2 protein-coding genes are annotated in these 22,708 nt (G+C 76.3%); both read right to left on the bottom strand.

Translation table 11 applies throughout. The features are described 5' to 3' along the window. Positions 1 to 12: 12 nt before the first annotated feature. Positions 13 to 14,055 carry a type I polyketide synthase gene (locus tag IE239_RS07335; protein WP_190148442.1) on the bottom strand — a complete coding sequence of 4,681 codons (14,043 nt, stop codon included), beginning with the start codon at positions 14,053 to 14,055 and terminating at the stop codon, positions 13 to 15. A 22-nt stretch (positions 14,056 to 14,077) separates the two neighbouring features. After that, positions 14,078 to 22,573, bottom strand: coding sequence for a type I polyketide synthase (locus IE239_RS41875; protein WP_229877878.1), 8,496 nt, complete (start codon positions 22,571 to 22,573; stop codon positions 14,078 to 14,080). Between the last annotated feature and the right edge of the window lie 135 nt (positions 22,574 to 22,708).

Here is a 22,708-nt window from a genome sequence, read left to right as displayed (position 1 = left end):
TCACTCTGCTCCTCAGGCCATTCCGAAGTTGTTGTCGAGAAGTTCGAAGAGCTCGTCGGCGCTGGCCGAGCCGATGTCCTCGGCGTCGGACGGCCGGTCCTCGGGCGCGGTGCGCCGGGCCCAGACACGCATCAGGTTCTGCAGGCGGGCTCCGATGCCGTCGGCGCCGGGGGCGCCCGGGTCGGCCGCGGTCAGGGCGGCCTCCAGCGCGTCGAGTTCGGCGAGCGCGGGTGCGGGCGCGTCGGGCAGGCCGCACAGTCCCTCGTGGAGGTGGCCGGCCAGGGCCAGCGGGGTGGGGTGGTCGAAGACGGCGGTCGCCGCCAGGGGCAGGCCGGTCGCCGCGCGCAGCCGGTTGCGGAACTGCACGGCGAGCATCGAGTCGAAGCCGACCGCGGAGAACGCCTGGTCCGGGGGGACCGACCGGCGGTCGGGGTGGCCGAGGACGGCGGCCGCGTGGTCGGCGACCAGATCCAGCAGCAGCCGTCGGCGGGCCGGTTCGTCCAGCGGCGCGAGCCGCGCGGCGAGTTCGCCCGCGCCGGTCTCCTGTTCGCCGGACCGGGCGTCGACGGCGGCTTCGGGCAGTCCGGCGAGCAGGCGCAGCGCCCGGTCCGTCGGCACGGCGGCGACGATCCGGTCCCAGCGCACGTCGGCGAGGACGGGATCGGGTCCGGCGCCCCGCAGGGCCCGGCCCAGCGCCCGTGCGACCGCGGCGGCGGGTAGGGGGCGCTCGGTCTGCTCCGAGCGCGGGTCGAGTCCGCCGACGGCCATCAGGAAGCGGCGTCCGCCCGCGGCCCGCAGCAGCGCGCGCAGGCCGGCGTAGGCGCTGGTGGCCGCGGCTTCGCGGGCCGCGCCCCAGACCCCGCTCAGTGGGCACAGGACGGCGACGGCGGTCTCGGGGGCGAGCAGTCGGACGAGGTCCGGCACCGGGCCGAGGGTCTGGCGGACGTTCTCCTCCAGCGCTTCGGGGGTGAGGTCGGCGAGGGCCGTGCCGGGCGCCGCGGGGGCGTCGGCGTGGTGGACGACGGCCTTCAGCGGCGCCTCGGCGGGCAGCGTGGACAGCAGCCGGGGCAGGTCGGCGGGTGTCGGAGCGACGGTCAGCGCGGCCCCCAGGGCCGCGAGTTCCTCGCGCAGCCCGGACGGCGGCTCGCCGCCGGTGGCGAGGACGACGTGCCGGGCGCCGTCGGCGGCGAACCGGCGGGCGAGGTCCGCGTCCAGCGCTCCCGTGCCGCCGGTCACCAGGACGGCGCCGCCCGCCGGGCTCCAGCCGTCGGACGCGGGCGCCGCGGCGGGCGAGGGACGGACCAGACGTCGTACGTGAGCGCCGTCGGCGCGGACGGCGAGGTGGTCGTCCTCGTGGCCGCCGCCCAGCAGCCCGGCGAGCAGGCGCACCTCGTCTGGTCCGGGGTCGGCCGGGAGGTCGGCGATGCCGCCCCAGCGCTGCGGCTGTTCCAGGCCCAGGACCTGGCCGAGGCCCCACAGCGGGGCCTGGCCCGGACGGGTGAGGGGCTCGTCGGGGTGTACCGCGACGGCTCCGCAGGTCACACACCACAGCGGGGCCGGAGCGCCCGTCGCGTCCAGTGCCCGCAGGAGTTCCAGGGTGGCGGTGAGCGCCGCCGCGGAGCCGGGCGCGGGGCGTCCGTCCAGGGCGAGCAGGGACAGCACACCGGTGTCGGAGGCCGTCACGGTCTCGCTCACGGCGCGGAAGACGTCGCCGGGGGCCGCCGGATCCGCGGTGACGGTGCGCACCCGGGCCCCGCCGAGCCGCAGCGCGTCCAGGCAGGCGCCGGCCGGCGGCAGGTCCGCGTGGCCTTCGGGCACGACCACCAGCCAGTCGCCGGCGGGTGCGGCGGGGGCCGGCTCCGGCAGCGGCTGCCAGCTCAGTCGGTAGCCGAAGGCGTCGAGGGCCCGCTGTTCCTCGCGGGCGCGGCGCCAGCCGGAGAGGACGGGCAGCACCTCGCGCAGCGCGGGGCCGAAGCTCTCGGGCGCCTGGCCGGGGTCCGCGCCGAGGGCGGCGGCCAGCCGGGCCGGGTCGCCCTCGGTCACCGCCGCCCAGAAGGCGCCGTCCGCCGGCCCGTCCGCCCGCGCGGCCCGGCCCGGGCTGGGCAGCCAGTAGCGGGTCCGCTGGAAGGCGTACGTGGGCAGGTCGACCCGCTGAGCGCCGGGGGCGCTGTGGAGCAGCAGCCGCGGCCAGGCCACCTCGGCGCCTGCGCTCCAGGCCTCGGCGAGCGAGGTGAGCAGCCGGCCGGGGCCGCCGTCGTCGCGCCGCAGGGTGCCGACGGCGGTGGCCGGGCGGCCGGCCCGGTCGGCCGTGCCGTCGACGCCGGCGATGAGCACGGGGTGCGGGCTGGTCTCGACGAACAGGTCGTGTCCGTCGGCGAGCAGCCGGTCGGTGGCGCGGTCGAAGGCGACGGGTTCCCGCAGGTTGCGGTACCAGTAGTCGGCGGTCAGCTCCGTCGCGTCGATCCGTTCGCCGGTGACGGTGGAGTACAGCGGCACGTCTCCCGGCCGGGGCCGTACCCCGGCCAGGGCGGTGAGCAGGTCGTCGCGCACCTGTTCCACCTGGGCCGAGTGGGCGGCGTAGTCGACGGGGATGAGCCGGGCGCGGACGGCGTCGGCCCGGCAGGCGGCGACCAGGCCGTCCAGGGCGTCCGGCTCACCGGCGGCCACGACGGCGTCGGGGCCGTTGACCGCGGCCACGCAGACCCGCTCCCCGAAGGGGGCCATCAGGGCGCGGGCGCGTTCCTCGCCGATGGCCAGGGAGGCCATGCCGCCCGTTCCGGAGAGCCGGCGCAGCGCCCGGCTGCGCAGGGCCACGATCATCGCCGCGTCCTCGAGGGTCAGGACGCCGGCCACGCAGGCGGCGGCGATCTCGCCCTGGCTGTGTCCCACGACGGCGTCGGGCCGCACCCCGGCCGCCCGCCACTGCGCGGCGAGCGCGACCATGACGGCGAACAGGGCGGGCTGGACGACGTCCACCCGCTCCAACTCGGTGACGGAGCCGAGGACTTCCCTGAGCGACCAGTCGACGTGCGGGGCGAGGGCCCGCTCGCACGCGGCGATCTGCGCGGCGAACTCCGGTGCGCTGTCGAGCAGTTCGACGGCCATGCCGGCCCACTGCGAGCCCTGGCCGGGGAAGACGAACACGGTCCTGGCGCCGCCGCGGGCGCTGCCCTGCACGGGAGCGGCCGGGCCGGCGGCCACTGCGGCGAGACCGGCCAGGAGCCCGGCGCGGTCCGCGCCGATCACCGCGGCGCGGTGGGGCAGGGCGGAGCGGCCGGTGGCGAGGGTGCGGGCGATGTCGGCGGGTGCGAGGTCCGGGTGCGCGGTCAGGTGGTCGTGCAGACGGCGGGCCTGATCGTGCAGGGCGGCCGGGGTGCGGGCGGACAGCAGCCACGGCAGCGGGACGGCGGGCGCCTCGGCCGGGTCGGCGGCCCGCGGCTCGGGGGCGCCGGTGGGGAGGGCGCTGGACGCAACCTCCGCCGGGTCCGAGGCCTCCTGCTCCGCGGGCGCGGGGTCCGGCTCCGCGGGGGCCGCGGGCATGGCTTCGTCCGCCGCCGGCACCGCACGCACGGGGTCCGCCGACTCCAGGACGACGTGCGCGTTGGTGCCGCTCATGCCGAACGCGGAGACGCCGGCACGCCGGGGCCGGCCGGTCTCCGGCCAGGGGCGGGCGCGGTCCAGCAGCCGGACGGCCCCCGTGGACCATTCCACCTGCGGGGTGGGCGTGTCGGCGTGCAGCGTCCGGGGCAGCACGCCCTGCCGCATGGCCAGCACGGTCTTGATCACGCCGGCCACGCCGGCGGCGGCCTGGGTGTGGCCGATGTTCGACTTCAACGACCCGAGCCACAGGGGGCGTTCACGTCCCTGCCCATACGTGGCGAGCAGCGCCTGGGCCTCGACGGGGTCGCCCAGGGCGGTGCCGGTGCCGTGCGCCTCGACGGCGTCCACGTCCTCGGCGTGCAGACCCGCGCTGCTCAGCGCCTGGCGGACGACCCGCTGCTGGGCCAGCCCGTTGGGGGCCGTCAGTCCGTTGCTGGCGCCGTCCTGGTTGACGGCGGTGCCGCGTACGACGGCCAGCACGGGGTGGCCGTTCCGGCGGGCCTCGGAGAGCCGCTCGACCAGGAGGACGCCGGCTCCCTCGCCCCAGCCGGTGCCGTCGGCGCCGTCCGCGAACGAGCGGCAGCGGCCGTCGGCGGAGAGGCCGCCCTGCTTGGCGAACTCCAGGAAGACGTCCGGGGCGGCCATCACGGCGGCGCCGCCGACGAGCGCGAAGGAGCAGTCGCCGGAGCGCAGCGCCTGCCCGGCCAGGTGCAGGGCCACCAGCGAGGAGGAGCAGGCGGTGTCCACGGTCACCGCCGGGCCCTCCAGGCCCAGCGTGTAGGCGATCCGGCCGGACGCCACGCTGGTGACGTTGCCGCTGAGCAGATGTCCCTCCACCTCGTCGGAGGCGGCGCCGGGCCCGGCGCCGTTGCCGTAGCCCTGGGAGGCGACCCCGACGAACACGCCGCCCCGGCTGCCGCGCACGGTGAGGGGGTCGATGCCGGCGCGTTCCAGCACCTCCCAGGAGACCTCCAGGAGCAGCCGCTGCTGCGGGTCCATCGCCAGCGCCTCACGCGGGGATATCCCGAAGAAGGCGGCGTCGAAGTCGCCGGCCTCGTCGAGGAAGCCGCCTCCCGAGGTGGGGAAGGTCTCGTTCGTGTCCCAGCCGCGGTCGGCGGGCAGGGGGCCGATCGCGTCCACCTCGTCGGCCAGGAGCCGCCACAGATCCTCGGGGGTGCACACGCCGCCCGGGAAGCGGCAGGCCATCGCGACGACGGCGAGGGGATCTCCCGCACGGTCGAGGTCGCCCTCTCGCACGTCCACGGGAGGCCGGGCGGCGGTGTCGGCGTCGGTGCTGCCGGTGCCGGTCAGGTCGGCGTGGATGCGGTGGGCCAGGTCGGTGCCGGTGGGGTGGTCGAAGAGGGCGGTGACCGGCAGGTTCAGGCCGGTGGCCCGTACGAGACGGTTGCGCAGCTCGACGGCGGTGATGGAGTCGAACCCGATCTCGCGCAGCGGGCGGTCGGGGTCGACGCCGTCCGCCGAGGCGTGGCCCAGGATCCGTGCCGCCTCCTGGCTGACGAGGCCGACGAGGAGTCGGCGGCCCTCCGCCCCGGGCAGGGCGGTCAGCCGCTCCAGCCAGGTCTCCGCGTCTTCCCGCCGTCCGCTCGTCTCCCGCGGATCGGCCGTCACCGGCTCCAGGAGCGGGCTGGGCCGTACGGAGGTGAACACCGGGACGAACCGCGCCCAGTCCACGTCTGCGACCACGGCGTGGGTCTCCCCCGCGCCGAGGATCCGGCCGAGCGCGCCGAGCGCGACGGCGGGCGCCAAGCCGGTCAGTCCGTGGCGGCTCAGTGCGCGGCCGGCCTCGCCCGCGGCCATTCCGGTGTCCTGCCAGGGGCCCCAGGCGACGGAGGTCGCGGTCAGTCCGGCGGCCGCGCGGCGGGCGGCGAGCGCGTCGAGGTGCGCGTTGGCGGCGGCGTACGCGCCCTGACCGCCGCTGCCCCAGACCCCGGCGATGGAGGAGAACAGCACGAACGCGTCGAGCGGTGTGCCGGCGAGGAGGTCGTGCAGGTGGTCGGCGCCGTCGGCCTTGGCGGCGAGTTCGGCGCGCAGCCGTTCGGGGGTGCAGTGCTCGATGCGGGTGTCGGTGACGGTTCCGGCGGCGTGGAACACCGCACGCGGGGTGTCGCCGTCCGCCTCGAGCCGGTCGAGGAGCGCGCCGAGGCGGGAGCGGTCGGCGACGTCGCAGGCCTCGATCGTCACGCGGGTTCCGGCCGCCTCCAGTTCCGCGCGGAGTTCGGCCGCTCCCGGAGCCCGCGGGCCGCGCCGCCCGGTCAGCACGAGGTGCTCGGCGCCCCGTGCGGCCAGCCAGCGGGCCGCGTGGGCGCCGATCCCGCCGGTGCCGCCGGTGACGAGCACGGTGCCCCGCGGCGTCCAGGCGGGGGCGGCGGCCGGGGCCGCGGGGACGATCCGGCGGCCGAGCGGCCCGGACCGCCGTACGGCGATCTGGTCCTCGGGACCGGCCTCGCCGCCGAGGCAGGCGCACAGCGCGGCCAGGGCGGCGGCGTCGGGATGTGCGGGAAGGTCGACGAGCCCGCCCCAGCGGTCGGGGTGCTCGAGGGCGGCGACCCGGCCGAGGCCCCACACCTGTGCCTGCTCGGGGTCGGGCGCCTCGTCCGGGGCGGTCGCCACCGCGCCGGACGTGACGCACCACAGCCGGGCGCGGCTGCCGTGGTCGCCGAGGGCCTGCAGCAGACGCACGGTCAGCGGGAGCCGCCCGGTGAGGGACAGGACGCCGGTGACGTCGTCCGCGAGGCGCCGGGCGAGTTCCGGCGCGGCGGGTTCGGGGGCGGTGCGCAGGACGCTCACCCGGGCGCCGTGCTCGCCGAGGGCGCGGCCGCAGGCGGCCACGAGCTCCTCGACGGCGTCGCCGGCGTCGTCGGCGTCGTCGGGTGCGACCAGCAGCCAGGCGCCGCCGAGCCGGGCCGCGCCGAGGGCGGGCAGCGGCCGCCAGTCGACGCGGTGGTGGTGGCGGGCGGCTTCGGCCTCCTCCTCGTGCCGGGAGCGCCAGGCGGTCAGTGCGGGCAGGACGTCGCGCAGCGGCGCGTGCTCGGCGAGGCCCAGCGTCTCGGCGACGGCCGGGGCGTCGGCGCGGCCGATCAGGTCCCACAGGGGGTCGGCGCCGCCGGGTGACGTGGGCTGCGGCCAGAACCGTTCGTGCTGGAAGGGGTACGTGGGGAGATCGACGTGCCCGACGGACGGCGCGTCGTCGGCTCCGGCCGTCCAGTCCACGGCCACGCCCCGGACGTGGAGTCGGGCCAGGGCGTCCAGGACGGCGGGTCCCTCGGGACGGTCCTTGGGCAGCAGCGGGATCGCCTCGCCGCCGGGAAGGCACTCGGCCAGCAGGGCGCAGAGCGCGCCGCCCGGCCCGGCCTCCAGGAAGGTCGTGGCGCCCGCGTCCGCCAGCGCCCGCACGCCGTCGAGGAAGCGCACGGTGCTCCGCACGTGCCGGACCCAGAAGTCCGGGGAGGAGAGCTCCTGCGCGGTGGCGGCCCTGCCGGTCAGGTTGGAGACCACGGGGATGCGGGGTTCGGCGTACGACAGTCCGGCGGCGACCTCGCGGAAGGCGTCGAGCATGCCGTCCATGCGGGGCGAGTGGAAGGCGTGGCTGACGGGCAGGCGCCGGGTGCGGCGGCCGCGGGCGCGGAAGGCCGCGGCGACGGCGAGGACGGCGTCTTCGTCGCCGCTGAGCACCACGGACCGCGGCCCGTTGACGGCGGCGACGGCCACCGCGCCGTCCGGTCGCCCCGCGACCTCGTCCTCGGTGGCCTCGACGGCCACCATGGCGCCCCCGTCGGGGAGTTGCTCCATCAGCGCGCCGCGCGCGGCGACCAGGGCGCAGGCGTCGGGCAGGTCGAGGACTCCGGCGACGTGCGCGGCGGTCAGTTCGCCCACCGAGTGCCCGAGCAGCAGGTCCGGTACGACGCCCCGGTGGCCGAGCAGCCGGGACAGGGCGACCTCCAGGGCGAACAGGGCGGGCTGGGTGTAGCGGGTGCGGTCCAGCAGGCGTGCCTCGGGGCTGCCGTCGGCCGCGAAGAGGAGCTCGCGCAGGGGTGCGTCCAGGTGCGGGGTGAAGTGGGTGAGCACATCGTCCAGGGCCCTGGCGAACACCGGTTCCTCGCGGTACAGGCGGGCGCCCGCGGCGGGACGCTGGCTGCCCTGGCCGGGGAAGAGGAACGCGGTGCGGCCGGGCGCGGCCGTGCCGGTGAGGACTGCGGCGGCCGGTTCCCCGGCGGCCAGCACGTCGAGCGCGGCGCGGGCCGCGGTCCGGTCGTCGGTGGTCAGGGCGGCGCGGTGGCCGTGGGCCGAGCGGCCGGCGAGGGCGCGGGCCACGTCGGGCAGCTGGAGGCCGGGGTGGGCGTCCAGGTGGGCGGAGAGCCGGGCCGCCTGGGCGCGCAGGGCGGCCGGGGTGCGGGCGGACAGCAGCAGCGGCAGGGGGCGTGCGGGCCGGGGTCGCAGGGGCCGGGGCGGCGGGCCGGCCGGGACGGCGGGCGCCTGCTCGACGATCACGTGGGCGTTGGTGCCGCTGATGCCGAACGAGGACACGCCTGCGCGACGCGGCCGGTCGGTCCGCGGCCAGGGCGTCGGCTCGGTGAGCAGCCGCAGCCCCGCGGTGGCCCAGTCGACGTGGGGGCTGGGCTCGTCGGCGTGCAGGGTGGCGGGCAGGACGCCGTGGCGCAGGGCGAGGGTCATCTTGATGACGCCGGCGACGCCCGCGGCGGCCTGGGTGTGACCGATGTTGGACTTCACCGAGCCGAGCCGGACCGGCCGTTCGGCGCTCCTGCCCTCGCCGTACACGCTCTGCAGGGCCTGCGCCTCGATGGGGTCGCCGAGCCGCGTTCCGGTGCCGTGCGCCTCCACCGCGTCGACGTCGTCGGGCGTGAGACGGGCGTCGGCGAGCGCGGCGCGGATCACGCGCTGCTGCGCCGGTCCGTTCGGCGCGGTGAGGCCGTTGCTGGCGCCGTCCTGGTTGACGGCGGTGCCGCGCAGCACGGCGAGGACGCGGTGGCCGTGGCGTTCGGCGTCGGAGAGCCGCTCCAGGAGGAGCATGCCGACGCCCTCGGCCCAGCCCGTCCCGTCGGCGCCCGCGCCGAAGGCCTTGCAGCGGCCGTCGGGGGCGAGTCCGCGCTGCCGGCTGAACTCGACGAACAGCTTGGGTGTGCTCATCACGGTGACCCCGCCGGCCAGGGCCTGGGCGCACTCGCCGCGGCGCAGGGCCTGGGCGGCCAGGTGCAGGGTGACCAGGGAGGAGGAGCACGCGGTGTCGACGGTGAGGGCGGGGCCGTCCAGGCCCAGCGCGTAGGACACCCGGCCGGACAGCACGCTGGCGGTGTTGCCGGTCAGGGCGTGGCCCTCGGACACGTCGGGGGCGCCGTCCAGGCGCAGCGCGTAGTCCTGGCCGTTGGTGCCGACGTACACGCCGACCGGTCGGCCGCGCAGCGAGGCCGGGTCGATGCCCGCGTGCTCGACCGTCTCCCAGCAGGTCTCCAGCAGCAGCCGCTGCTGGGGGTCCATGGCCAGGGCCTCGCGCGGGGAGATGCCGAAGAAGGCCGCGTCGAATCCCGCGACGTCGGTGAGGAAGCCGCCGCTGCGGCTGTAGGCGGTGCCCGGCCGGTCGGGGTCGGGGTGGTAGAGCCGGGCGGTGTCCCAGCCGCGGTCGGCCGGCCAGTCGGCGATGACGTCGCGTCCCTCGCGCAGCAGCTCCCAGAAGGCTTCGGGGCCGTGGGCGCCGGGGAAGCGGCAGCCGATGCCGATGACGGCGACGGGTTCGTCGTGGGCGTCCGCGTGCGTCGCGCCGGTCGCGGCGGCGGGGTCCGCGGTGTCCGGTCCGGCGTCGCCGGGAGCCAGTTCGGTGAGCAGGTGGGCGGCCAGGGCCCGGGGCGTGGGGTGGTCGAACAGCACGGTCGCCGGCAGGCGCAGTCCGGTCGCGGCGCCGATCCGGTTGCGCAGTTCCACGGCGGTGAGCGAGTCGAAGCCGAGTTCGGCGAAGGCGCGGGCGGCCGGGATGTCGGAGCCGGTCCGGTGCCGCAACACGGCCGCCGCATGGGTGCGGACGAGTTCGGTGACGTGGCGGACGCGCTCGGCGGCCGGCAGGGCGGCGAGTTCGCCGCGCACCGGGCGCTCCCGCGAGTCCTGGGCCGCCGGCGCCGTGCGGGAGGGCAGGGCGCTCAGCAGTGCGCCGCCGGGCAGTCCGACGGCCTGCCGGAAGCGCTCCCAGTCGACGTCGGCGACGACGGCGAGCTCGTCGTCGTCCGCCAGTGCGGCGCGGTAGGCCCGGACGGCGTCGCCGGGATCCATCGCGGCGATGCCGAGGGACTTCAGTCGCTCCGCCGTGCCGGCCTCGACCAGACCGCCGCCGGCCCAGGCGCCCCAGGCGACGGCCGTGCCGGGCAGTCCGGCCGCCCGGCGCTGTGCGACCAGCGCGTCGAGTGCGGCGTTGGCGGCGGCGTAGTTGCCCTGGCCCGCGCTTCCCAGGACGCCCATGAAGGAGGTGAAGACCACGAAGGCGGTGGGCTCCAGCTCGGCGGTGGCCTCGTGCAGGGCGCGGGCGGCGGTGACCTTGACCCTCATCAGCGAGGCGAGGCGGCCGGGGTCGAGGGTGTCGAGGGTGCCGTCGTCGAGGACGCCGGCGGCGTGGATCACGGTGGTGAGGGGCGCGTCGGCGGGGACGGTTTCGAGCAGCTCCCGCAGGGCGGCGCCGTCGGCCGCGTCGCAGGCGGCGATGGTCACCCGGGCGCCCAGCCCGGTGAGTTCGGCGCGCAGCGCGTCGGCTCCGGGGGCGGCCGGGCCGCGCCGGCCGACGAGCAGCAGGTGCTCGGCGCCGCGTGCGGCCAGGTCCCGGGCCACGTGGGCGCCGACGCCGCCGGTTCCGCCGGTGAGGAGCACGGTGCCGTGCGGGGCCGGGCTCTGCGCGACCTCGCGGCGCCCGGTGACGGGCAGGATCCGCCGCCCGAAGACACCGGAGGACCGCACGGCGACCTGGTCCTCGTCCGTCACCTGAGCCAGCACCGCGCAGAGCCGGCCGCCGGCGCGCTCGTCCACCTCGGCGGGCAGGTCCACCAGGCCGCCCCACTGGTCGGGGCGTTCCAGGGCGACGGTCCGTCCGAGACCGGCGACGGCGGCCTGTGTCCACGCGCCGGGCCGTTCGCCGCCGCCGACGGCGACCAGGCCGCGCGTCGCGACCCACAGGGGCGCCGTGCTGCCCGCGTCGCCGAGTGCCTGGACCAGGGCGAGGGTGAGCGCGAGTCCGCCCGGCACGTCGGCGTGGGCCGGGTGCGGGCGTTCCTCGTCGGCCAGCAGCGAGAGCACCCCGGCGGCCGGGCCGTCGGCGAGGGCGGCGCGCAGCGCTTCGGCGAGGGCGGCGCGGTCGTCGTCCGGACCGCCCGCGGTGACGACGACCGGTTCGGCGCCGGCGGCGGCCAGGGCTACGACGCCGTCCTGGCCGCCGGCCTGCCGGGGACGGACCACGATCCAGCGTCCGGGGAGGACGGCCGACGCGGCGAGGGACACCGGCCGCCAGGCGACGCGGTGGCGCAGTGCGCCGGCCCGGCGCTCGCCCAGCCGCCGCTCCCGCCAGGCGGACAGCGCGGGCAGGACCTCACCGGCGGCGTCGGGGGCCACGCCGAGAGAGCGGGCGACGGTCCCGGTGTCCTCGCTCTCGATCTCCTGCCACAGCCCGGCGTCGGCCGCGTCGGCGGCGGGGCCGGGGTCCGCGGCGGTGGGCGGGTTCAGCCAGTAACGGCTGCGCTGGAAGGGGTAGGTGGGTAGGTCGGCGGTGCGGGCTCCGGTGCCGTCGAAGAAGGGGCTCCAGTCGACGGGGACGCCGTGGGCGAAGGCCTCCGCCAGGGACCGCAGGACGCGCTGCATGCCGCCCTCGCCGCGCCGCAGGGTGCCGAGCGCGACGGCGCCGGTGTCCTGGACGGTCTCCGACACTCCCATGGTGAGCACCGGGTGGGGGCTGACCTCGACGAAGGCGGTGAATCCCGCGGCGGCCAGGGCGCGTACGGCGGGTTCGAAGGCGACGGTCTCGCGCAGGTTGCGGTACCAGTAGTCGGCGTCCATGCGCTCGGTGTCGAGCCATCCGCCGTCGGCGACCGTGGAGTACACGGGGACAGGGCTGCGGACGGGGCGCAGTCCGGCGAGGGCGTCGAGCAGTTCCTCGCGGATCTCCTCGACGTGGTCGCAGTGGGAGGCGTAGTCGACGTCGACGCGCCGGGCGCGTACGCCCCGGGCCTCGCAGTCGGCGAGCAGGCCGTCGAGGGCGGCGGGGTCGCCGGACACGACGGCGGCCGTCGGGGCGTTGAGGGCGGCGAGCGACAGTCCGGGGCGTTCCGCGACGAGTTCGCGCACCCGGTCGGGCGGCAGGGCGAGGGAGACCATGCCGCCGCGTCCGGCCAGGGAGTCCAGGACACGGCTGCGCAGGGCGACGACCCGGGCCCCGTCCTCCAGCGACAACGCACCCGCCACCACCGCCGCCGCGATCTCCCCCTGACTGTGACCCACCACCGCGTCCGGCACCACCCCGAACGACCGCCACACCTGCGCCAACGACACCATCACCGCGAACAGGGCCGGCTGCACCACATCCACCCCCTCCCACGCCCGACCCGACCGCACCGCCTCCGTCAGCGACCAGTCCACGAACGGCGCCAACGCCGCCTCGCACTCCGCCATCCGCGCCGCGAACACCGCCGACGAATCCAGCAGTCCGGCCGCCATCCCCGCCCACTGCGACCCCTGACCCGGGAACACGAAGGCGACCGAGCCGTCCAGCGCGGCCTCGCCCTCGGCGACGTCCGGGCTGGGCGAGCCCGCGGCCAGGGCGGTGACCGCGTCGACGACGGTCTGCCGGTCGGCGCCGCACACCACGGCGCGGTGGTCGAAGAGGGAGCGCGCGGTCAGCAGGGAGAAGCCCAGGTCACGCAGCGGGGTCCCCGGTCCGCGCAGGAACGGGAGCAGTCGGCCCGCCTGCTCGCGCAGCGCCTGCGGTGTGCGGGCGGAGAGAAGCAGCGGCACGGGCAGATCGTGGGGGACGGCCGGGTCGGGGAGGCCGGCAGGGAGGTCGACGGGCGGGGCTTCTTCGAGGATGACGTGGGCGTTGGTGCCGCTGATCCCGAACGACGACACCCCCGCACGACGCGGCCGCCCCTCCCCGCCCGGCCACTCCCGCGCCTCGACCAGCAACTCCACCCGCCCCGCCGACCAGTCCACATGCGGCGTCGGCTCCTCCACATGCAACGTCCGCGGCAACACACCGTGCCGCATCGCCAACACCATCTTGATCACACCCGACACACCCGCAGCCGCCTGCGTATGCCCCACATTCGACTTCAACGACCCCAACCACAACGGCCGCTCACGCCCCTGCCCATACACCGCCAACAACGCCCGCGCCTCGATCGGATCCCCCAACCGCGTCCCCGTCCCATGCGCCTCCACCACATCCACCTCCCCCGCACCCAACCCCGCCCCCGCCAACGCCTCCCGCATCACCCGCTCCTGCGCCCGACCACTGGGCGCCGTCAACCCGTTCGACGCACCGTCCTGATTCACCGCCGAACCCCGCACCACCGCCGACACCCCACGCCCCCCCCGCCGCGCATCCGACAACCGCTCCAACACCAGCACACCCACACCCTCCGACCAGCCCGTACCGTCCGCCGACGCCGAGAACGACCGACACCGCCCATCCACCGACAACCCCCGCTGCCGCGAGAACTCCACGAACGTCCCCGGCGACGACATCACCGTCACCCCACCCACCACCGCCAGCGAACACTCCCCCGACCGCAACGACTGCACCGCCAGATGCAACGCCACCAACGACGACGAACACGCCGTGTCCACCGTCACCGCCGGACCCTCCAACCCCAACGCATAACTCACCCGACCCGACAACACACTCGCCGCACCACCCGTCAGACGGCGTCCCTCGGAGCTGTCGGACGGCGTGCCGAGGTGGGGGTCGCGGAACCCGAAGACCCCGGCGAAGACGCCGGTGCGGCTGCCCCGCAACGACGACGGATCGATCCCGGCCCGCTCCACCGCCTCCCACACCGACTCCAGCAACACCCGCTGCTGCGGATCCATCGCCAACGCCTCACGCGGCGAGATACCGAAGAACTCCGCATCGAACTCACCCGCATCGTGCAGAAACCCGCCGAACCGCGTGTACGACGTCCCCGGCCGCTCCGGATCCGCGTCGAACAACGCCTCCAGATCCCACCCCCGGTCCACCGGAAACCCCGACACACCCTCACCACCCGACGACACCAGATCCCACAACCCCTCCGGCGACACCACCCCACCCGGCAACCGGCACGCCATCCCCACCACCGCGATCCCCTCACCGGCACGGGCCTGGAGGCTCTGGTTCTCCCGGCGCAGACGGCTGGTCTCCTTCAGGGCGTCGCGCAGGGCCGCGACCACTTCCTGGTTCGCTGGTGCGTCGGTCATGGCTTCCCTCTCCCGGTCCTGGTCAGGGCTCGATGCCGTGGCGTGCCATGCGGACGAGGTCCGCCACGTCCATGGCGTCGATCAGGTCGTCGTCGGTGTCGCCCGTGACGGGCGGCGGCGACGGCTCGTCGTCCTGTGGCGGGCACAGCTCCGCCTCGAGCCAGGCGGCCAGGGCGGCCGGGCTGGGGTGGTCGAAGACGACGGTCGGCGACAGGCGCAGGCCGACCGCGCTGCCGAGCCGGTTGCGCAGTTCGAGCGCGCTGAGCGAGTCGGCGCCGAGTTCCTTGAACGAACGGCGGACGTCCACCGCGCGGGCGTCTTCGTGGTTCAGCACGGCTGCCGTCCCGGCGCGCACGACGCTGAGCAGTTCCTTCCTGCGGGCTTCGGGGTCGAGGCCGGCCAGCCGGGCCGCGAAGCTCCCGGAATCCTGGGCGGCCTCTCCGGCGGCCGGTTGCGTCGTGGCCGGAGGGCGGACGAGGCCGCGCAGCAGCGGCGGGGCCGCGGCGCCCGCCGCCCGCAGGGCGGCCGTGTCCAGGGCGAGCGGGACCAGGACCGGTTCGGGGCGGGCGAGCGCCTCGTCGAGGAACCGCAGTCCCTGTTCGGGGTCGAGGGGCCGGATGCCGGCCCGGGTGAACCGGCGCAGGTCGGCCGGGCCGAGCTGGTCCGCCATACCGCCCTGCGCCCAGGGCCCCCAGGCCAGGGAGGTGGCCGGCAGGCCCAGTGCCCGGCGGTGGTGGGCCAGGGCGTCGAGGAAGGTGTTGGCCGCGGCGTAGTTGGCCTGTCCGGCGCCGCCGAGCAGCCCCTGGACCGAGGAGAAGACCACGAAGGCGTTCAGGTCCAAGGCGCGGGTGAGTTCGTGGAGGTGCCAGGCCGCGTCGGCCTTGGGTCGCAGGACGGCGTCCAGCCGCACGTCGTCCAGGACCTCGACGACACGGTCGTCCAGGACGCCGGCCGTGTGGACGACGGCGGTGAGCGGGTGGTCGGCCGGAACGGTCGCGAGCAGGCCGGCGAGCGCGGCGCGGTCCGCGAGGTCGCAGGCGGCGATCGTCACCCGGGCGCCCCGTTCCGTGAGGTCCGTGCGCAGCGCGGCGGCGCCGGGGGCGGCCTCGCCCCGGCGGCTGACCAGCAGCAGGTGACGTGCTCCGTGTGCGGTGACGAGGTGGCGGGCGACCCGGGCGCCCAGCGCGCCGGTCGCGCCCGTGATCAGTACGGTGCCGTCCGCGCGCCAGGGCGCGGGCGAGGGCGCGGCGGCGGCACGCGTCACCCTCGGGGCGAACAGCACGCCTTCTCTGACGGCGAGCTGGGACTCGTCGGACGGCGCTGCGAGCACCGCGGTGAGGGTCTGGCGGGTGAGGGGGCCGGCGTCGAGGTCGAGCAGGGCGAAACGCTCGGGGTGCTCGGTGCACGCCGACCGCAGCAGGCCCCACACCGGGGCGTGCGCCAGGTCGGTCACGTCCTCGTCGGGCCGGGCCGCGACCGCGTTCCGGGTGACGACGACCAGCCGAGAGTCCGCGAACCGCTCCTGCGCGAGCCACTGCTGAACCACCGTCAGGGCGTGGGAGGCCGCGGCCCGGGTCCGGTCGGGCAGGTCGCTCCCGGACGTTCCGGGCTCGGCGGCGAGGTACGTGAGGACCACCGCGGGCGGTTCGGCGGCCAGGGCGTCCAGGTGCTCGTGGACGGGCAGGTCCACGTCGGCCCAGTCGGCCCCGCCGACGATCGCGCACGAGGGGCGCACCGTTTCTTCGCGTTCTCCGTGTTCTTCACGTTCTTCGCCGTTCGCGGGGGCCGGGGCGGAGGCGGAGGCGGGCAGCGGCGACCACGCGGTCCGCAGCAGCGGTTCGCGCCGCCCGGCCGTGAGCTGCCCGGCGTCGACCGGGCGCCGGGACAGGGCGCCGACCGAGGCGACGCGCCGTCCGGTGGCGTCGGCGAGGTCCAGCGTGACCGTGTCGGGACCTGCCGGGGCCAGCCGGACCCGGGCGGCCCGTGCCCCCGGGAGGGCCAGCCGCACACCGGTCCAGGCGAAGGGCAGGCGCGTGGCGCCGTCCCCGGGCAGCGCCCCCAGTTCGACGGCGTGCAGGGCGGCGTCGAGGAGCGCGGGGTGCAGCCCGTAGCCGTCGGCGTCGGCTTGTTCCGGCACCTCCAGTTCGGCGAAGACCTCCGTGCCGCGCCGCCACGCGGTGCGCAGTCCGCGGAACGCGGGACCGTATCCGAAGCCCTGCCCGGCCAGCGTCTCGTAACGGCCGGTCAGGTCCACGGGTTCGGCGCCGGGCGGCGGCCAGTGCCCGGCGAGGGCCGCGTCCGCCGACGGGGCGGGTCCGGCCGGGGCGACGACCCCCGCGGCGTGCAGGGTCCATACGGCGCCCGGGTCCGGCCCGGCGGGACGGCTGTGCACGGTGACCGGGCGCCGCCCTTCGGCGTCCTCGTCCGCCACCTGTATCTGCAGGTCCACGGCGCCGTCGTCGGGCAGGGCGAGGGGCGTGCGCAGGGTCAGCTCCTCCAGCTGCGGACAGCCGGTCTCCCGGCCGGCGTGCAGGGCCAGTTCGACGAGCCCCGCGCCGGGGAACAGCACGCCGCCGAGCACGGTGTGGTCGGCGAGCCAGGGGTGGGTGAGCAAGGACAGCCGGGCGGTGAGGACGAGCGTGTCGGAGCCGGCGGGGCGTACGGCGGCGCCCAGCAGGGGGTGGCCGCCCGCTGCCAGGCCCAGGCCCGTGGCGTCCGCCGGGCGGGCCGTGCCGGCGTGCTCCCAGTAGCGCCTGCGCTGGAACGCGTAGGTGGGCAGCTCGGTCCGCCGGGGCCGGTGGACGGCGTACACGCTGGGCCAGTCGGGGACGACACCCCGCACATGGAGCCGTGCGAGCGCCTCGGACACGGTCCGATCCTCGGAGTGTCCCCGCCGCACCAGCGGGACGAACTCCGCCGTTTCGCCGTCCTCGGCCAGGCAGTCGCGGCCCATGACGGTCAGCACGGCGTCGGGGCCGATCTCCAGGAAGGCGGTCACCCCGTCCTCGCGCAGCCTGCGCACCGCGTCCGCGAACCGCACGGTCCGGCGGGCGTGCCGAGCCCAGTATTCGGGGGCCGGCGCCACCGCCGGGTCGAGGGGAGCCCCCGTCACGGTGGAGACGATCGGCAGGGCGGGCGCCGTGACGTCCAGCCGGGCGGCGGCCCGGGCGAACTCGTCGAGCATGGGGTCCATCCGGTGCGAGTGGAAGGCGTGGCTCACCCGCAGTCGTCGGGTCCGGCGTCCGCGGGCCGCGAGCGTGTCGGCGAGGTGCGTGACCGCGTCCTCGTCGCCGGACAGCACGCAGGAGAGGGGACCGTTGACGGCGGCGATCCCGGCACGCCCGTCCGTCGCGGCCAGCAGTTCGGCGACCTCCTCCTCGGCCGCCTGGACGGACACCATGGCGCCGCCCCCGGGCAGGGCGTCCATCAACCGTCCGCGCTCCGCGACGAGTTCGGCCGCGTCGGCGAGGGTCAGCGCCCCGGCCGCGTGGGCCGCGGCGATCTCGCCGACGGAGTGTCCGGCGAGCCGGTCCGGCCGGATGCCGAAGGTCTCCACCAGCCGGAACAGTGCGACCTCGAAGGCGAACAGGCCGGCCTGGGTGAAGACGGTCCGGTCCAGCAGCGCGGCCTCGGCCGAGTCCGGCGCGGCGAGGACGACGTCCCGCAGCGGGCGGCCCAGACGATCGCCGAAGGCGTCGAACGCCTCGTCGAGGGCGTGGGCGAACGCCGGGAAACGCGTGTGCAGTTCGCGGCCCATACCGGCGTGCTGGCTGCCCTGCCCGGTGAAGAGGAAGGCGAGGCGTCCCGGCACGGGAGTGCCCCGCACCGTGCGCGGGGACTCGCTGCCGTCCGCGAGCGCCTCCAGGTCGGCGAGCATCCGGTCCCGGTCGTCTCCGACGACGACCGCGCGGTGCTCGAAGGAGGCGCGGGTGGTGGCGAGCGCATGGCCGACGTCGGCCGGCCGCGTCGGGGGTCCGGCCTTCAGGTGGGCCAGCAGCTTGCGCGCCTGAGCGCGCAGCGCTTCGTCGGACCGGGCGGAGAGCGGCCACAGGGCGGCGCCGTCGGGCCCGGCGTCCGCAGGCCGCTCCGCGGCTTCGTCCTCCTGGGCGAACTCTTCGAGGATGACGTGGGCGTTGGTGCCGCTGATCCCGAACGACGACACCCCCGCACGACGCGGCCGCCCCTCCCCGCCCGGCCACTCCCGCGCCTCGACCAGCAACTCCACCCGCCCGGCCGACCAGTCCACATGCGGCGTCGGCTCCTCCACATGCAACGTCCGCGGCAACACCCCATGCCGCATCGCCAACACCATCTTGATCACACCCGACACACCCGCAGCCGCCTGCGTATGCCCCACATTCGACTTCAACGACCCCAACCACAACGGCCGCTCACGCCCCTGCCCATACACCGCCAACAACGCCCGCGCCTCGATCGGATCCCCCAACCGCGTCCCCGTCCCATGCGCCTCCACCACATCCACCTCCCCCGCACCCAACCCCGCCCCCGCCAACGCCTCCCGCATCACCCGCTCCTGCGCCCGACCACTGGGCGCCGTCAACCCGTTCGACGCACCGTCCTGATTCACCGCCGAACCCCGCACCACCGCCGACACCCCACGCCCCCCCCGCCGCGCATCCGACAACCGCTCCAACACCAGCACACCCACACCCTCCGACCAGCCCGTACCGTCCGCCGACGCCGAGAACGACCGACACCGCCCATCCACCGACAACCCCCGCTGCCGCGAGAACTCCACGAACGTCCCCGGCGACGACATCACCGTCACCCCACCCACCACCGCCAGCGAACACTCCCCCGACCGCAACGACTGCACCGCCAGATGCAACGCCACCAACGACGACGAACACGCCGTGTCCACCGTCACCGCCGGACCCTCCAACCCCAACGCATAACTCACCCGACCCGACAACACACTCGCCGCACCACCCGTCAGACGGCGTCCCTCGGAGCTGTCGGACGGCGTGCCGAGGTGGGGGTCGCGGAACCCGAAGACCCCGGCGAAGACGCCGGTGCGGCTGCCCCGCAACGACGACGGATCGATCCCGGCCCGCTCCACCGCCTCCCACACCGACTCCAGCAACACCCGCTGCTGCGGATCCATCGCCAACGCCTCACGCGGCGAGATACCGAAGAACTCCGCATCGAACTCACCCGCATCGTGCAGAAACCCGCCGAACCGCGTGTACGACGTCCCCGGCCGCTCCGGATCCGCGTCGAACAACGCCTCCAGATCCCACCCCCGGTCCACCGGAAACCCCGACACACCCTCACCACCCGACGACACCAGATCCCACAACCCCTCCGGCGACACCACCCCACCCGGCAACCGGCACGCCATCCCCACCACCGCGATCCCCTCACCGGCACGGACGGGGGACGCGGGCTCGGCTTCGAAGCGGGTGGACGCCGCGTCGCCGCTCAGGTGGCGGATCAGGGCGTCGGGGGTGGGATGGTCGTAGACGAGGGTGTCCGGGAGCCGCTCCCCCAGGGCGGCGCCGATGAGTTCGCAGAGTTCGACGCCCATGAGAGAGCTGAACCCGAGTTCCCTGAACGTGCTGTCGCCCGGGATCCGGTCGGCGGAGTCATGTCCGAGGACGACCGCGACGCTGCGACGGACGAGTTCGTCCGGGTCGAGGGCGCGGTCGGCCCGGGAGGCCGGGGCGGCCGGGGCGGCGAGGGGGGTCTGCGGAACCGGAAGCGGCGCTCTGTCGCCCCGCAGCCAGTACCGCTCGCGCTGGAAGGGATAGGTGGGCAGATCGAGGCGCGGGGCCAGGCGGCCGTCCGTCAGCCGTCCCCAGTCGACGGGGACGCCATGGACGTGCAGTTCGGCCAGTGCCGTGGCGAAGGCCTCCGTCTCCCCGCGGTCGGCCCGGGTCGCGGCCACGTGGACGGCGGCGGTGTCCCCGCCGGCGCAGTCGCGGGCCATCGGCGTGAGCACGGCGTCGGGGCCGATCTCCAGATGGACGGTGACGCCGTGCGCGGGCAGCGCCCGTACTCCGTCGAGGAACCGCACGGCGTCGCGGGCGTGGCGTACCCAGTGGTCCGGCGTGCGCAGTTCGTCGGCGGTGGCGGTGGCGCCGGTCAGGTTGGAGACGACGGGGGTCCGCGGCGCGTGGTAGGCGAGGCTCTCCGCGACCTGACGGAAGTCGTCGAGCATGGCGTCCATGTGCGGTGAGTGGAAGGCGTGGCTCACCTTGAGCCGCCGCGTCCTGCGTCCGCGCTCACGCCAGCTCGCGGCGACCGCGAGGACGTGCTCCTCGTCGCCCGACAGGACCGTCGCACGGGGGCCGTTGACCGCGGCGATCGAGACGTGGGCGGTCAAAGCGACGAGATCGGGGAGCAGTTCGGCCTCCGACGCCTCCACGGCGACCATGGCCCCGCCCTCGGGAAGGGCCTGCATGAGCCGCCCCCGGGCCGCCACGAGGGCGCAGGCGTCGGGCAGGCTCAGCACTCCGGCCGCGTGCGCCGCCGCGAGTTCGCCGACGGAGTGGCCGGTCACGACGTCCGGGCGTACCCCCCAGTGCCGGAACAGCCGTTGCAGGGCGGTCTCGAAGGCGAAGAGGGCGGGCTGGGTGTACTGCGTCCGGTGCAGCTCGTCGGTGTCGCCGAGCACCAGCTCCCGAAGGGGGCGGTCCAGCAACGGGTCCAGGTGGGCGCACACCTCGTCGAAGGCCTCGGCGAAGGCGGGGTGAGCGGCGTACAACGCCGCGCCCATGCGGGGCCGTTGGCTGCCCTGCCCGGTGAACAGGAAGGCCACCGAGCCGCCTCGGGCCGTACCTCGCACGACACGCGGTGCGGGCGTGGCACCGGCGAGCGCGTCCAGCCCGGCGAGGAGGTCCGCGCGGTCGGCGGCGACGACCGCGGCACGGGTGCCGAAGTGGGTGCGGGTCGTGGCCAGGGCGGGCGCGAGGTCGGCGGGTCCGGACCCGGGGTGCTCGGTGAGGAACCGGCCCATCCGCTCGGCCTGTTGGCGCAGCGCCGCTTCGTCGCGCCCGGAGAGGACCACGGGCACGGGCACGGGCGTGGAGGCGGGGTCAGGCCCGGACTCGGGGTCAGGTGCGGGCACGGGTGGGTGAACCGCGGTGGGCCGGGCGTGGACGTCGGACGCGGGCGGGTGCGTTTCCGGCAGGGACGCAGCCGGCGTCCGCGTCGCGGGGCGCTCCGCCGGCGTGCCGGGTTCGTGCCGGTCCGCCACCACCAGGTGGCAGTTCGTGCCCCCCATGCCGAAGGAGCTCACCCCGGCGACGCGGGGCGAGTCGCCCGCCGGCCAGGCGGTGAGGCGTCGCTGGACGGCGAGGCCCAGGTCGTCCAGCCGCGCCGAGGGAGTGTGGTGGTGCAGGCTCGGGGGGAGGGCCTGGTGCGCGAGGGACAGGATCACCTTGAGCAGGCCGACCACGCCCGCGGCGGCCTCCAGGTGACCGACGTTGGTCTTGGCGGAGCCCACGGCGAGCGGCTGCCCGGACGTGCGCGGGACGCCCAGTGCGGCGCCCAGCGCCGCGGCCTCCACGGGGTCGCCGACCTTGGTGCCGGTGCCGTGGAGTTCGACGTACTGCACGTCGTCGGGCCGGGTGCCCGCGCGCCGGTGGGCGAGGGTGATCACCTCACGCTGGGCGCCCGCGTCGGGCACGGCGAGCCCGGAGCCCGCGCCGCCCGCGTTGTTGACCGCGCCGCCGAGGATCACGCAGCGCACAGGGTCGCCGTCGGCGAGGGCCTGTTCGAGGGTCTTGAGCAGGACCAGGGCCCCGCCCTCGCCTCGTACGTAGCCGTTGGCGCGGGCGTCGAAGGTGTGCGACCGGCCGTCCGGGGAGAGCGCTCCGCTGCCCGCGACGACGAGCGCGCTGTCCGGGGCGAGGTTGAGGTGGACCCCGCCGGCCAGGGCCGTCGTGCACTCTCCGGTGCGCAGGCTCTGGCAGGCGAGGTGGACGGCGACCAGCGACGAGGACTGCCCGGAGTCGACGGTCTGGCTCGGTCCGCGCAGGCCCAGGACGTACGACAGCCGGTTGGCGATCATGCTGCGCTGGGCGCCGGCCGACGAGTGCCGGGTGATGCCGCCGGCGCCGAGCCGCGCGCGCAGGAGGGCGTAGTCGTCCGCGTCCGCTCCGACGAACACGCCGGTGTCGGTGCCCGCCAGGGTCCCGGGGACGGTCCCGGCGTGTTCCAGGGCCTCCCAGCCGAGTTCGAGGACGAGCCGCTGCTGGGGGTCGACGGCGCTCGCCTCGCGCGGGGAGATGCCGAAGAACGCGGCGTCGAAGAGGTCGACCCGGTCCAGGAAGGCGCCCCAGCGGGCGCGTTCCGCGTCGGGCACGGACGAGGTGCGGACCGCCTCGGCGTCCCAGCGGTCGGCGGGCGTCTCGGTCACGGCGTGGCGGCCCTCGGCGAGCAGTCGCCAGAACGCCTCGGGGCCCTCCGCGCCGGGGAGGCGGCACGCGTAGCCGGTGACCGCGATCGCGGTGCGCGGGTCGGTCCCGTCCCGGAAACCGTCTTCGACGGGCATTACTTCCGCTTCCGGCTTTCGCGTGCGAGGGACGCGGCTTCCCCCGGGCGCCGGAGGACTTCCCCGCCTGTGCGGAGGACTTCCCCGGCGGTCCGGGCGAGGGAATTGCGAGAGGCCATGAGAGGACTCTGACAC

The organism is Streptomyces humidus, from assembly GCF_014649655.1.
Lineage (GTDB): Bacteria > Actinomycetota > Actinomycetes > Streptomycetales > Streptomycetaceae > Streptomyces > Streptomyces humidus.
The sequence above is the reverse complement of the archived record's forward strand: the minus strand, read 5'-3'. Positions and strand labels throughout refer to the sequence as shown.

Bases quoted from the DNA above. Each gene is read 5' to 3' on its own strand.
- IE239_RS07335 (WP_190148442.1), bottom strand. From the start codon at position 14,055: ATGACCGACGCACCAGCGAACCAGGAAGTGGTCGCGGCCCTGCGCGAC.
- IE239_RS41875 (WP_229877878.1), bottom strand. From the start codon at position 22,573: ATGCCCGTCGAAGACGGTTTCCGGGACGGGACCGACCCGCGCACCGCG.